Raw genomic sequence first — 13,417 nt, forward strand, 5'->3', positions numbered from 1 at the left:
AATTTGTCCGCATGGCTCTCGCCGTCGATCACCCGACCAGCCGCAAATATCCTGCTTTCAACGCCCTGACCGTGTTTTCGGAAGGACCAGCGGCACCGCAGCCTGCCGATGCCGGTCAGATTTACGGCGCCAAGGTCGAAAGCGAAGTCAGTCTGCGTGTTGTCGATTTTCCGATGAACAGTACGACATTCGATGCATCCAGCGACCTGACAGTGGATGAGGTCGAGAAGGTTGTGCGGGATACCGGTGGTCTTCTGACCGACGGCGACGTGCAGGTTGCATCGCTCCACTATGTCGATCCCGCTCGTTTCGGCGGCACGGACTCGCCTTTCGCACTTGGCCCAGCGCTTGGCGTGAAGATTACACAGGAGAATGTCAGTGTCGCACAGCGCGGCGATGACGAGACGGTTGGCGAAGGCTTTTCGGAAGAACTGATTCCTTTCCGCCAGACAGCCGATATCAAGCAGGCGCTTGAGGACGCCGGTTATACCGGCGACGATGCCGAAAACATGGCCGACTCACTTGCCAAGCTGATGAACTCGCCGCGTCTCAAGGAGGGCAGCGTTTTGCGTGTCGGCACCGAGACGCAGGATGGCACGGACCGTATCGTGCGCGCCAGCATCTATAATCGCACCACGCATCTGGTGACAGTCGCCCTCAACGACCGGGGACAATATATTCCGTCCGACGAACCGGAACAGACCCCACTCCTGCAGACGGCTTTCGATGGCAATGCCCTGCCTACGGCCATTCGGGGTAATCTACCCAGTGTCTATGACGGGATCAGCCGGGCCGCGCTCGCCTATGGCATGTCGGAGACGATGCGCGAACAGCTCGTCAAGATGCTCGCAAGCGATGTTGACCTGCAGTCACGGCTTGCACCGAGTGACCAGATCGACGCATTCTTCTCGCTGCCGGACGATCCCGACAAACCGGAAGCCGATTCGCAGCTTCTTTATGTTTCGGCCAATTTCGGTGGCACGACCCGCAAATTCTATCGCTATCAGGCTCCGGACGGTAGCGTCGACTACTTCAACGGCGACGGCAAGAGCGCGAAACAGTTCCTGCTCCGCAATCCGGTTCCCAATGGTGTCTTCCGCTCACCGTTCGGCATGCGCCGCCACCCGATCCTTGGTTACAGCCGCATGCATACCGGCGTGGACTGGGCCGCACCGCGCGGCACGCCGATCATCGCCTCCGGTAATGGCGTGGTGGAAAAGGCAGGCTGGACCAATGGCTATGGCAACCAGACCCTGATTCGTCATGCCAATGGTTATGTGAGCAGCTATAGCCACCAGAACGCCATCGCCCGCGGCGTTACCGCCGGTGCGCGTGTGCGGCAGGGACAAGTGATCGGTTATGTGGGGTCGACGGGTCTTTCGACCGGTCCTCACCTTCACTACGAAATGATCGTGAACGGCACCAAGGTCGATCCGCTGCGCATTCGTCTGCCGGATAACAAGGCGCTTTCGGGCAAGGAGCTCGAAGCCTTCAAGCAGGAACGGGATCGCATCGACACTTTGTTGAACAGCGATGACAACGGCACCAAGCTTGCCTCGAACGGATCGACGAAGAGCTGATAAAGAGAAAGGCCGGAGATACGCCCCGGCCTTTCTCTTTGAATTCACTGGAATGCTTACTCGGTAAACTCGACCGTTACGCCAGCTTTCACCAGCTTTGCCAGCTCTTCCGCATCCCAATTGGTCAATCGCACACAGCCATGGCTTGACGTCTTGCCGATTCTCGATGGCTCGGGCGTACCGTGAATGCCGTAGGTCGGCTTGGAAAGCGCGATCCAGACTGTTCCCACCGGCCCGTTTGGCCCAGGCGGAATGGTCAGCACCTTATCATTATTGCCCTGCTTGAAGTTGATCTTCGGATTGTAGGTGTAGTTCGGGTTGATCGCGATACGCTCGACCTGAACAACGCCGGAAGGTGACGGATTGTCCGACGAGCCAATGGTCGAGGGATAGGCAACGACCAGCTTGCCCGATTCATCGTAACCGCGAACCTGCTTGCGTCCTTTGTCGGCGATGATACGGGCCACCTTGGTCCGGACAGGCTTGCCGAGGTTCGGAATCTTTACGATCGAGCCCGGCTGGTTGAAGTTCACCCCAGGATTGATCTCTTTCAGATAGGCTTCGTCTATATGAAACTTTTCACCGAGCATTTCGGTGACCGAGGTATACGCCATCGCCGGAAGCTGCGCCTTGTGGGCGTAATCTTCCGGGATGGAAGCAACGTATTGCCGTCCCACGTCTTCGTTGGTGATGGTGTATTCGGTGAAGGCTGGGCCACCTGTGGCTTCAAGTTCCGCATTGACCGCCGCTTCGTCTGTCGGATTGATCGACTTTCCGGTCAGCTCGCCATAGGCGGCAGCCGCCTTGTCGACATTGCTGCCCGAACGACCGTCGATGACGCCGGGCGATGCACCGGCGCGGTCGAGCAGAATCTGATAGGCTGCGATCTTTTCCTTTGCACCCTGCCCTTTCGGCATTTCGATTGCCGGAGCCATGTCACTCGGATTGGGAACACCCCTTGGTTGTTCATAACCCGGCTGGCCATAATCCTGCTGGCCATCATAACCGGGATTGGCACTGGCTGAATTGGTGCTTGTATTGTCAGGATATTGATCGCCTGCCGGAGGCAGTTCCGACCGTTGCACCTGTCCATCACGGTTGCCGCCATATTGCGGTGCCGCCGGAGCGTCCGGGTAATAGTTCGGATCTTCGGGCACGTTGCCGAAACCTTCATAGGGAGCGCCACCGTCGACTGGACCATCGAGTGTCCAGTTGTCGTCTGGCTGCGGTGCGCGGCGAACCCGACGGTCATAAGCGTTCGGGTCATAATTATTGGCGTCCTCGACACTGAGAATACGCCCGCGACGATCCATGGTAACGCGGCGGCCATACTGGTCGATAAAGACCCGTACCCGGCGATCATGATAGATTTCTTCACCCGGATCATAAAGCTGTGCAAGCTGTACCGGGCGTTCGGTAGCCACTGCAGAACTGCCCTCCTCCGCGCGCGCAGTACCGTTGACGGCAGTTACCGCGACGGAAGCAAACAAAGCGAAACGAAGCATGCGTGTGTAATGCGCCATGAAGAATGCCCTGGGTGATCGAGAGACCATGGATGCCGCGAATATGGTTAACAACCGATTAGCTGATAAAGCAGATGCCAGATGAACTGGACATGAAAATGGCCAACATCGAAGGAAAGCTGGAAAACTTGTCAGGCCAAATATGAAAATGGCGCCGCAACCTATCCGGTTGCGGCGCCCAATGATCTCAACTCTTGAACGTTCAGGCGCTCTCGTCGATCTTCTGGCCTTCATCCTCAAGCGCACCGCGAATCGGATGGAAATTGAGCCTGTCCGAACCGGCGGTAATCTTGACGATGGAACCATCCAGAATGTCACCCAGTAGGATGCGCTCGGCGAGCGGATCCTGAACTTCTTTCTGAATGACGCGCTTCAATGGACGCGCGCCATAAGCCGGGTCATAGCCCTTGTTGGCCAGCCATTCGCGTGCATCGTCTTCCAGCTGCAGCACGATCTTGCGATCGGTCAGAAGCATCTGGAGACGCTGCATCTGAATATCGACAATCGCACCCATGTCTTCACGGCGCAGCCGGTGGAACAGGATGATTTCATCGACACGGTTCAGAAATTCCGGACGGAAGGCAGCCCGCACCACGCCCATAACTTCCTCACGAACCGACTCGACATCGTCCTTCTCGCCAAGATTGACGAGATATTCGGCACCGAGGTTCGAGGTCATGATGATGACCGTATTGCGGAAATCGACCGTGCGACCCTGTCCGTCGGTCAGGCGTCCGTCGTCCAGCACCTGCAACAGCACGTTGAACACATCCGGATGTGCCTTTTCGATCTCGTCGAACAGGATCACCTGATAGGGTCTGCGCCGAACGGCTTCCGTCAGAACGCCGCCTTCTTCATAGCCAACATAGCCGGGAGGCGCGCCGATCAACCGGCTCACGGAATGCTTTTCCATGAATTCCGACATGTCGATACGAACCATGGCCGTGTCGTCCTGGAAGAGGAACGCGGCGAGCGCCTTGGTCAGTTCCGTCTTGCCGACACCAGTTGGGCCGAGGAAGATGAACGAGCCGATAGGCCGGTTAGGGTCCTGAAGCCCGGCGCGCGCACGGCGAACCGCCTTCGAGATGGCCTGGACAGCCTCGCCCTGCCCGATGACCCGCTTCGCAAGTTCGTCTTCCATGCGCAACAGCTTCTCACGCTCGCCTTCCAGCATCCGGTCAACCGGAATACCGGTCCAGCGTGAGATGATCTGCGCCACGTGGTCGGGCGTAACAGTCTCTTCAAGCAGAGAGCCCTTGTTTTCATGGCTTTCGGCTTCGACAAGCTGCTTCTCCAGCTGCGGAATCTTGCCATAGGCCAGTTCGCCCGCTTTCTGGAATTCACCGCTTCGCTGTGCGATGGCGAGAGCATTACGTGCCTCTTCAAGCTGGCGCTTGAGATCAGCAGCAAGTCCGAGCTTCTGCTTTTCAGACTGCCATTTCGACGTCAGTTCCGCCGATTCTTCTTCCAGATCAGTCAGCTCCTTTTCGAGGCGCTGGAAACGATCCTTGGAAGCAGCATCGGTTTCAACCTTCAGCGCTTCGCGCTCGATCTTCAGCTGCATGATGCGACGGTCGATTTCATCCAGCTCTTCTGGCTTGGAATCAACCTGCATGCGCAGGCGCGATGCCGCCTCATCGACAAGATCAATGGCCTTATCGGGCAGGAAACGGTCGGTGATATAACGGTTCGACAAGGTTGCCGCAGCAACCAGAGCCGAATCCGAAACACGCACCTTGTGATGCTGCTCGTATTTTTCCTTCAGGCCACGCAGGATCGAAATCGTGTCCTCGACGGTCGGTTCATCAACGAATACCGGCTGAAAACGACGGGCAAGCGCTGCGTCCTTCTCGACATATTTGCGGTATTCTTCCAGCGTCGTCGCGCCAACGCAGTGCAATTCACCGCGTGCAAGAGCAGGCTTCAAAAGGTTCGATGCATCCATCGCGCCATCAGACTTGCCTGCACCGACAAGCGTATGCATTTCATCGATGAAGAGGATGATCTGGCCGGCAGCCGTCTGCACTTCCGAAAGTACTGCTTTCAGACGCTCTTCGAACTCACCGCGATATTTGGCACCGGCAATCAGCGCGCCCATATCGAGCGCCATCAACTGCTTGTCCTTCAAGGATTCGGGCACATCGCCATTGACGATGCGAAGCGCCAGACCTTCCGCGATTGCGGTCTTGCCGACGCCCGGCTCGCCGATCAGAACCGGATTGTTCTTGGTGCGGCGCGACAGAACCTGAATCGTGCGGCGGATTTCCTCGTCGCGACCGATCACCGGATCAAGCTTGCCTGCACGCGCATCCTCGGTCAGATCGCGGGCATATTTCTTCAACGCATCATAATTGCTTTCAGCGGACGCCGAATCGGCGGTGCGGCCTTTGCGCATATCGTTTATGACCTTGTTGAGCGCCGTCGGGGTCACACCGGCAGCGGAAAGAATTTCAGACGTCTTTGCGGATTTTTCCATCGCCAGCGCCATCAGAAGGCGCTCGACGGTGACGAAACTGTCACCGGCCTTGCTGGCAAGCTCCTCGGCAAGCGAGAAGACCTTGGCAAGCGGCTGCGATAAATAAAGCTGATCGTTGCCACCCGACACTTTGGGCAGCTTTTCGAGCGCACTCTGCAAGCCGATGCGCACATCGGCAATGCGCCCGCCCGCGCGTTCGATCAGGGACGAGGCAAGTCCTTCGTCATCATCGACGAGAACCTTCAACACATGTTCGGGTGTGAATTGCTGGTTGCCGGACGACAGCGCGAAAGTCTGTGCAGACTGGATAAAGCCCCGGACGCGTTCCGTATATTTTTCGATATTCATGATGTCTCCTTTGCCTTCCGGCCCATCAAGCGGCACCAGAAGATGTATGGTGACGAAGCCCCCACACTGGGCGGACTTCTTTCCAAGACAGCATATGGGACGATGGCCGGGTTTCGGCAAGGGTTACAGACACGTGAAGAACCAAATAAAAATGGCGCGGAAACCGCGCCATTTTTAACTTGATACACAGGGACGATCAGGCGTCGGAATCCGCAGATTCCGTTACCGGCGTCTCATCACCGCTATCCTTGGCGGCGCGGCGCGGACGACCAGGACGGCGCGTGGCGCGACGTGGCGCGGCCTCATCCGCAGAAGATGCATCGGCAACAGGAGCGGCCTCGGCGGCCACTGGTGCTGCCTGCTCGACCACGGCTGCAGCCGGAGCTTCTTCAGCCACCGGCTGAGCCTGTTTTTCCTGCGGCTGTTCGTCAGAACGCTCGTCAGCGTTGAAGCGCTCACGCTGCGGACGGCGGCCACGACCCAGACGACGATCGCGGTTGTCGCGCTCGCGCGGCTGCTGGCGACCTTCACCGGACTTTACCGGCTCGCCACCATCTTCGCCATAAACGACCTCGGCAGGCGTGCCCTCGATAACCGGCTGCGGGCCGGAACCGTTGACGGGCTGTGGCTGTGCTGCGACAGGCGTGAAACCTGCTTCCTCATCATCCGCACCGTCATCGTCGAAGGTTTCCTCGCGCTGGAATGGCACCGGATTCTGCGCCATGGCCGCCATGATGATGCGGTTGTAATGTTCAGCGTGCTGAAGATAATTTTCTGCCATCACGCGATCGCCAGATGCCTGTGCGTCCCGCGCAAGTGCCGAGTATTTTTCTGCAATATGTTGCGCATTGCCGCGGATCTTCACATCCGGGCCATTGCTTTCGTAATTGCGCGACAGAGGATTGGGGCCCTTGCGGTTGTTGTTGTTATTATTGTTATTCCCCCGTCCGCGCATGCGCCTGTTCTGCTGTGCTGGCCTCATATTCATCTCTTTTCAGATTAAAGGGCGTAGAAACTCCACAGCCAAAAAGCTGCCGGTTTCACGCTATCGAGCCATGGAGGAAGTACGCCCTAAAAACTTCCCACAAATCGACTGCTCCTGAGTTAGGTACCTCTATGGGTCACCGAAACTCCGCGGTTGCATTAATGCATAACCATTCCGAAAAGCTCTGCTCTTCGAGATTATGCTTGAAAGTCGTGTACTTCCGCACAAGCCATCCCCAAAGAACCTTCGGGGAGCATGACCAAAAATCGTCATGGAGCATTTCCGCCACCGCTCATCAGCGGGCAAAACCATTCTGGCTGTATACGGTGGCCGGAAACTAAACGGCTTCGCCGCAAATTCCAAGTGTTTTTTAGCGGTTCGCCGCATCAAAATTACGTATTTGATTTGTACGCGAAAAGCATGGCCCTTCTGTGGCCGCCAAGGTCACTCGCATGTCCTGCGAGGGAAAAACCTGCGCTTTCGAACAGCGCTTCAACATCCTGGAATTGTCCGGCGCCGATCTCTACGGCAACCATTCCTTGTTTATATAGGTGATCTGCTGCCTTCTGTGCAAGGGCTCTGTAGAAATTCAGTCCATCAGACCCGCCATCGAGCGCAGCCAATGGGTCATGTTCGCGCACTTCGCGTGACAGTCCCGCAATGTCTTCATGCGGAATATAGGGCGGGTTTGAGACGATAAGATGAAACCGCCCGCTCACATTTTCAAACCAGTCGCTTTTGAGCGCTGCGAACCGGTCACCCACACCATTGGCGACAGCATTGATTCGCGCCATTGCAAGCGCCCCCTCCGCCATGTCGAGACCAATGCCGTGTGCGCGCTCGAAGCGATGCAGAAGCGAGATGATGATCGCGCCCGTTCCCGTCCCCATATCGAGGAGTTCAAGCGTGTTTTTCTGCACCGCAAGCGCTTCCAGCGCCGGAATGACCAGCTCCACCAGCACTTCCGTATCGGGACGCGGTTCAAGCGTAGCAGCGGAGAGCCGGAAAGGCAGGCCGAAGAACTCGCGAACACCCATGATCCGGTGAACCGGCTCACCCTTTTCACGGCGGTCCAGCGCATCGGAAAGCGTCTCGATTACCGCAGAATCAACCAATTGCTCAGGTGCGGATATCAGATCGAGCCGCGTCTTGCCGGTTGCCCATTCGACCAGAAGCCGTGCATCGAGGTCTGGCGTATCCAGTTCTGCCGCACGAAGCCTCGTCCGTGCATCAGCCATCAGGCGGTCGAGACGCATTTCGCTCACCCTTAGAGCGCATCCCGAAAAGTGTGAAACGATTTTCGGAAAAGATGCGCGGTTCAAAACAAATATCTAGAGCGCCGATCTGGCCAATCTGCTTGAATCAGATCGAAACGCGCTCTAATGCCCCAGTTCCGTCAGAAGTGCGGTCTGGTGATCGGAAATCAGCGCATCGACCAGTTCGTCCAGATCACCTTCCATAACCCGGTCGAGCTTATAAAGCGTCAGATTGATGCGATGATCGGTGACGCGTCCCTGCGGGAAATTATAAGTGCGGATACGCTCGGAGCGATCGCCTGAACCGACCTGGCTGCGACGTGATTCAGAACGTTCAGTTTCTGCCTTCTGGCGTTCCATGTCGTAAAGGCGTGCACGGAGAATCTGCATCGCGCGTGCGCGGTTCTGGTGCTGGGATTTTTCAGCCTGAACGACCATGATACCGGTCGGGATGTGCGTAATGCGGACCGCCGAATCGGTCGTGTTCACGTGCTGGCCACCGGCGCCCGATGCCCGCATCGTATCGATGCGGATATCCTCATTACGGATCTCAATGTCGATATCCTCGGCTTCAGGCAAAACCGCGACGGTTGCCGCCGATGTATGGATGCGTCCGCCGGCTTCCGTTTCAGGCACACGCTGCACGCGGTGCACGCCCGATTCGAACTTGAGCTTGGAGAACACACCCTTGCCGGAAACGGTGGCGATGATTTCCTTGTAACCACCGGCATCGCCTTCGCTGGCCGAAACCAGCTCGACCCGCCAGCCTTTTTCGGCAGCATAGCGCTCATACATGCGGAACAGGTCACCGGCGAACAGTGCCGCCTCCAGACCGCCCGTACCCGCACGAATTTCGAGAATGGCATTCTTCTCGTCGGCAGCGTCCTTCGGCAGCAGCAGAATCTGGACTTCCTGCTCCAGTCCCTCAATCCGCTTTTCCACGCCCGGCAGTTCTTCCAGCGCCAGTGCACGCATCTCTGCATCTGTGGAGGCATCGTCACGCATGGCCGCCAGATCGACAGCTTCCTTGCGGGCGTCGGTCAGTTCGCGAATCTTGCCAACCACCTCCTGCAGCTCGGAATATTCCGATGCGAGCTTCACATAGGTTTCCGAATCCGGATTGTTGGCCATCTGGCTTTCGATCATTGAGAACCGCTTCAAAAGCTGGTCCATCCGGTCCTGCGGCAATGCGATCATGTCATGTCCTAAAAATTATCAGCGGCGTGCAAGAATGCAAAACGGGACGCCGCGCAATCCTGCACCGCGACTGTTCAGTCAGTTAGAGCATTTCCTATTTTTTTTGAACCGTTGGAAATGCTCCAACTATTTGTTTTGTCGCATTATCCGACGCAAAACCGCTTCGCACTTTTGCTGGAAATGCTCTAGATCTGCTTCGCTATAACGGAATATCGTTGTCTTCCGCAAATCTCATCAGCATTTCGCGCAGCGAATGCGCGCTGTTCGGCTTATCCAGCTCTTCCGCCAGCAAGGCTGTAAGCTTGCTTGCGTCCAACGCATCGAGCATGGCCTTGACCGGGCCGATTGCCGCCGCAGACATGGAGATCGACCGAAAACCGATACCGACCAGCGCCATGGCTGGAAGCGGCCTGCTGGCCATTTCACCGCACAGGGTAACCGATTTACCGTGGCGATTGCCGGTTTCCACGATGAAGCGCAACGCCCGCAGGAATGCAGGCGAAAGCTGATCGAAGCGACCCGACATCAGCGAGTTGCCGCGATCCGTCGCCATCAGGAACTGGAACAGATCGTTTGAACCGACGGAGATGAAATCGACAAGCGACATCAGCTCCTCAAGCTGCCACAGCAGCGACGGTACCTCGATCATCGCTCCCAGTTTCAGCCCCATGGGCAACTGATGAGCGAACCGCGACAGATGACGGACTTCACGATCGATGATCTCGCGTGCGGCCTTCACTTCGCTGACTTCCGTGATCATCGGCAGCAGGACTTTCAACTCGCGTCCGCCCGCCGCCTTCAAAAGTGCTCGCAACTGCGTGCGCAACAATCCCGGACGGTCGAGCGTCAGGCGGATCGCGCGCCAGCCGAGCGCCGGATTTTCTTCCTGCACGGTCGAACTGAAGTAAGGGAGAACCTTGTCTCCACCGATATCAAGCGTCCGGAAAGTCACCGGCTTGTCGCCTGCCGCCTCGATGACCGAGCGATAAAGACGTTCCTGCTGTTCGGCACGCGGGAATGTCGAGGCCACCATAAACTGAAGTTCGGTGCGAAACAGACCGATCCCCGCCGCACCCGAAGCCGACAATTGCGGCAGATCGACGAGAAGCCCGGCATTCATCAGAAGCGAGATATCGACGCCGTCCTTCGTGACGGATGGCTTGTCCCGCAATTCCCGATAATGGGCCTGACGCCGCGCCCGGAACCGAACCTTTTCGGCATAAGCCGTTTCCAGATCGGACTGCGGGCGCAGATGCATGATGCCTTCATCGCCGTCGACGATTGCCGCATCGTTGTTTTCGGCCATGGATACAATGCCCTTGGCCTGGCCGACCACCGGGATACCCATTGCACGGGCGACAATCACGACGTGGCTCGTGGCGGCGCCGTCCTCCAGAACAACACCGCGCAAGCGCTCGCGAGGATAATCCAGAAGTTCGGCAGCCCCCATGGAACGCGCGACAATGATGGCATCCTTGACCAGCGATTCGGCGATGGTCTTAATGTCGCGTCCCATGAGCTGGCGCAGCAAACGGTTCGCGAGATCGTCAAAATCCGACAGGCGCTCGCGCATATAGGGGTCGGTCAGATGCACCATGCGCGCACGCGTGTCGCTCTGCACCTTTTCGACTGCCGCCTCGGCAGTCAGACCGTTGTGAATGGCTTCTTCCAGACGCCGCACCCAGCCGCGATCATGCGCAAACATGCGATAGGCTTCGAGCACTTCGCGATGCTCGCCCTCCACCGCCACATCGCGGCGCGAAAGCATGTCGTCGATGGATATGCGCAGGCTGCCAAGCGCTTCATCCAGCCGGTTCAGCTCCGCCTGGCTATCCTCGTTGAAAAGATTGGTGACGACGATGCGCGGCTCATGCAGCACCACATGGCCAAGGCCGATACCGTCGTTGAAAGCCTGTCCTATCACACTCATCGGGCGACCGAGATCAAGCTCTATGCCCGGACGGGCCAGACGCAGACCGTCACCGGTCGCGATGATTTCGGCAAGGACCATAGCGGTGGTTTCAAGTGCTTCGACCTCGTCTTCCCGATATGCCCGCTTAGTCTTGTTCTGGACGACAAGAACGCCCAAAGTGCGGCCAGCGCGTAGAACGGGAACGCCGAGGAAGGAATTATAGGCTTCTTCGCCCGTTTCCGGCAGATAGGCGAAAGCTGGATGGCTTTGCGCATCGGTCAGATTGAGGGGACGGGCGCTTGCGGCAATCGTGCCGACCAGACCCTGACCGAGACGAAGCTGGGCAAGGTGGACTGCCTGCGGATTGAGACCTTCGGTAGCGTAAAGCTCAAGGACGCCGTCAGCGCGCAATATATAGAAGGAGCAGACTTCCGCGACCATATTCTGAGCGATTTCACGAACGATCCGGTCGAGGCGCGCCTGCGGTTCCAGCGGCTCTGCCATCAATTCGCGCAACCGCTTTAGCAGTACGCGGGGACCGGTTGTCAGCTCACGCATGATCGTCGGGGGCTCCTTCAAAATTGCTGACGTGCGTTCCGCCAGCCGATTCCCAATACCCGCCCGCGAAGCGTTACGCCAATCCCTTTGTGAGCATTTTTGACACCCGCGTCCAGAACAAATAGTCGCTGCTCGCAAAATGTTGCAGGGCCGCGCACCCTTTCGGCTGCGCGGCCCTGCATACAATTATGTTTCAAAATGGAATCTGAGCTGGCTGCTTACTTGTCGAGGCCATAGACCGCGTGCAGCGTACGCACGGCCAGTTCCGCATAAGGGCCGTCAATCAGGATCGAAATCTTGATTTCAGACGTTGTGATGGCGCGGATATTGATGCCCTTTTCGGCCAGTGCCTTGAAGGCTGTGGCGGCAACGCCTGCATGGCTGCGCATACCGATGCCGATCACCGAAATCTTGGCAAGGCCGGTTTCAGACTGGATATTGTCGAAGCCGATCTCGCCCTTGACCTTGTCCAGCACCTTCAGCGCCTTATCGACATCACCCGTCGGAATGGTGAAGGTCATGTCGGTCTTGGAGCCGTCTTCCGACACGTTCTGCACGATCATGTCGACATTGATGTGCTCTTCGGCGAGCGGCCCGAAAATGGCTGCCGAAACGCCCGGCCGGTCGGCCACGCGCCGCAGCGAAATCTGAGCTTCATCCTTCGCAAAGGCGATACCTGTGACGACCTGCTGTTCCACGATTTCATCCTCGTCGCAAATAAGGGTTCCGGGCGGGTTGATCGGATCACCCATGCCCGGCGCATCTGGGTCCGTAAAGCTCGAGCGCACGAAAGTGCGCACCTTGTGCACCATGGCAAGTTCGACCGAGCGCACCTGCAGAACCTTGGCACCAAGCGATGCCATTTCCAGCATTTCCTCGAAGGAAATCTTCGAAAGACGCTTCGCCTTCGGCTCTACGCGGGGGTCGGTGGTGTAGACGCCATCGACATCTGTATAAATATCGCAGCGATCCGCCTTCACACCGGCAGCGATGGCGACAGCAGAGGTGTCTGAACCGCCACGCCCAAGCGTTGCCACACGGTTGTCAGGGCCGATGCCCTGGAACCCGGCAACGACGGCAACCTGACCCATTTCCATACGGCGGATGATTTCCGAACCGTCGATGTCCTGAATACGGGCCGCGCCATGGGCGTTGTCGGTCTTGATCGGAATCTGCCAGCCCTGCCACGAACGCGCATCAACGCCTATGGATTGAAGCGCAATCGCCAGAAGGCCGCTCGTCACCTGCTCGCCGGAAGCGACGATGGTGTCATACTCGCGGGCATCATAGAAAGGTGAGCTTGCGCCGCATACTTTCGGCATGTTCTGCACCCAGCCGACCAGCTCGTTGGTCTTGCCGGACATGGCCGAAACGACAACAGCAACCTGATTGCCTGCCTCGACCTCGCGTTTGACGTGGCGCGCCACATTATAGATGCGTTCCAGATCAGCTACCGAAGTGCCGCCGAATTTCATCACGATGCGCGCCATTTAAGGTTACGTCCCGCTGTTTAGAAAAATTACACTCTCACCCGCCCAAACCTTATATTGTTGCGACAGGCAAACCCGGGGTCACATAGCTA

General features: G+C 57.5%; 8 protein-coding genes (1 of these 8 running past the window's edge). 1 reads left to right on the forward strand and 7 read right to left on the reverse strand.

Going from position 1 to position 13,417, the window contains the following annotated elements:
* Positions 1-1,580, forward strand: the 3' portion of a protein-coding gene (locus tag ABDF71_RS14165; RefSeq protein ID WP_012091212.1) for a M23 family metallopeptidase. 376 nt of this gene lie to the left of the window's left edge; the window shows 1,580 of its 1,956 coding nt (coding positions 377-1,956); its start codon lies beyond the left edge, outside the window; it ends in the stop codon at positions 1,578-1,580.
* A gap of 56 nt (positions 1,581-1,636) precedes the next feature.
* Here ABDF71_RS14165 and ABDF71_RS14170 read toward each other — a convergent pair whose 3' ends face one another.
* The 7 genes from ABDF71_RS14170 to ABDF71_RS14200 form a co-directional block, all read right to left on the reverse strand.
* Positions 1,637-3,103, reverse strand: coding sequence for a L,D-transpeptidase (locus ABDF71_RS14170; protein WP_500061647.1), 1,467 nt, complete (start codon positions 3,101-3,103; stop codon positions 1,637-1,639).
* A 202-nt stretch (positions 3,104-3,305) separates the two neighbouring features.
* The gene (clpB, locus tag ABDF71_RS14175; protein WP_500061648.1) at positions 3,306-5,927 is read right to left on the reverse strand and encodes an ATP-dependent chaperone ClpB; all 2,622 of its coding nucleotides are present in this window, start codon (positions 5,925-5,927) and stop codon (positions 3,306-3,308) included.
* 196 nt (positions 5,928-6,123) lie between these two features.
* Complete coding sequence (locus tag ABDF71_RS14180; RefSeq protein WP_029375796.1) at positions 6,124-6,909, reverse strand: DUF4167 domain-containing protein; 786 nt, start codon at positions 6,907-6,909, stop codon at positions 6,124-6,126.
* 395 nt (positions 6,910-7,304) lie between these two features.
* On the reverse strand, positions 7,305-8,168 hold the full coding sequence (prmC, locus tag ABDF71_RS14185) for a peptide chain release factor N(5)-glutamine methyltransferase (protein ID WP_036563219.1): 864 nt from the start codon (positions 8,166-8,168) through the stop codon (positions 7,305-7,307).
* Between the two features lie 123 nt (positions 8,169-8,291).
* Positions 8,292-9,365: a peptide chain release factor 1 gene (prfA, locus tag ABDF71_RS14190; protein WP_010657492.1), complete on the reverse strand. Its 1,074-nt coding sequence runs from the start codon at positions 9,363-9,365 to the stop codon at positions 8,292-8,294.
* A gap of 199 nt (positions 9,366-9,564) precedes the next feature.
* Positions 9,565-11,835, reverse strand: coding sequence for a phosphoenolpyruvate--protein phosphotransferase (ptsP, locus tag ABDF71_RS14195; RefSeq protein WP_500061649.1), 2,271 nt, complete (start codon positions 11,833-11,835; stop codon positions 9,565-9,567).
* A gap of 218 nt (positions 11,836-12,053) precedes the next feature.
* Entirely contained in the window at positions 12,054-13,325 is a 1,272-nt protein-coding gene (locus ABDF71_RS14200) for an aspartate kinase (protein ID WP_010657494.1), read from the reverse strand.
* Between the last annotated feature and the right edge of the window lie 92 nt (positions 13,326-13,417).

The sequence above is a fragment of the Ochrobactrum sp. WV_118_8 genome, assembly GCF_039631535.1.
GTDB classification, from domain to species: Bacteria; Pseudomonadota; Alphaproteobacteria; order Rhizobiales; family Rhizobiaceae; genus Brucella; species Brucella anthropi.

Coding starts and splice junctions, on each gene's coding strand:
- clpB (WP_500061648.1), bottom strand. CDS start 5,927: ATGAATATCGAAAAATATACGGAACGCGTCCGGGGCTTTATCCAGTCT.
- ABDF71_RS14170 (WP_500061647.1), bottom strand. CDS start 3,103: ATGGCGCATTACACACGCATGCTTCGTTTCGCTTTGTTTGCTTCCGTC.
- prfA (WP_010657492.1), bottom strand. CDS start 9,365: ATGATCGCATTGCCGCAGGACCGGATGGACCAGCTTTTGAAGCGGTTC.
- ABDF71_RS14200 (WP_010657494.1), bottom strand. CDS start 13,325: ATGGCGCGCATCGTGATGAAATTCGGCGGCACTTCGGTAGCTGATCTG.
- ABDF71_RS14180 (WP_029375796.1), bottom strand. CDS start 6,909: ATGAGGCCAGCACAGCAGAACAGGCGCATGCGCGGACGGGGGAATAAC.
- prmC (WP_036563219.1), bottom strand. CDS start 8,168: ATGCGTCTCGACCGCCTGATGGCTGATGCACGGACGAGGCTTCGTGCG.
- ptsP (WP_500061649.1), bottom strand. CDS start 11,835: ATGCGTGAGCTGACAACCGGTCCCCGCGTACTGCTAAAGCGGTTGCGC.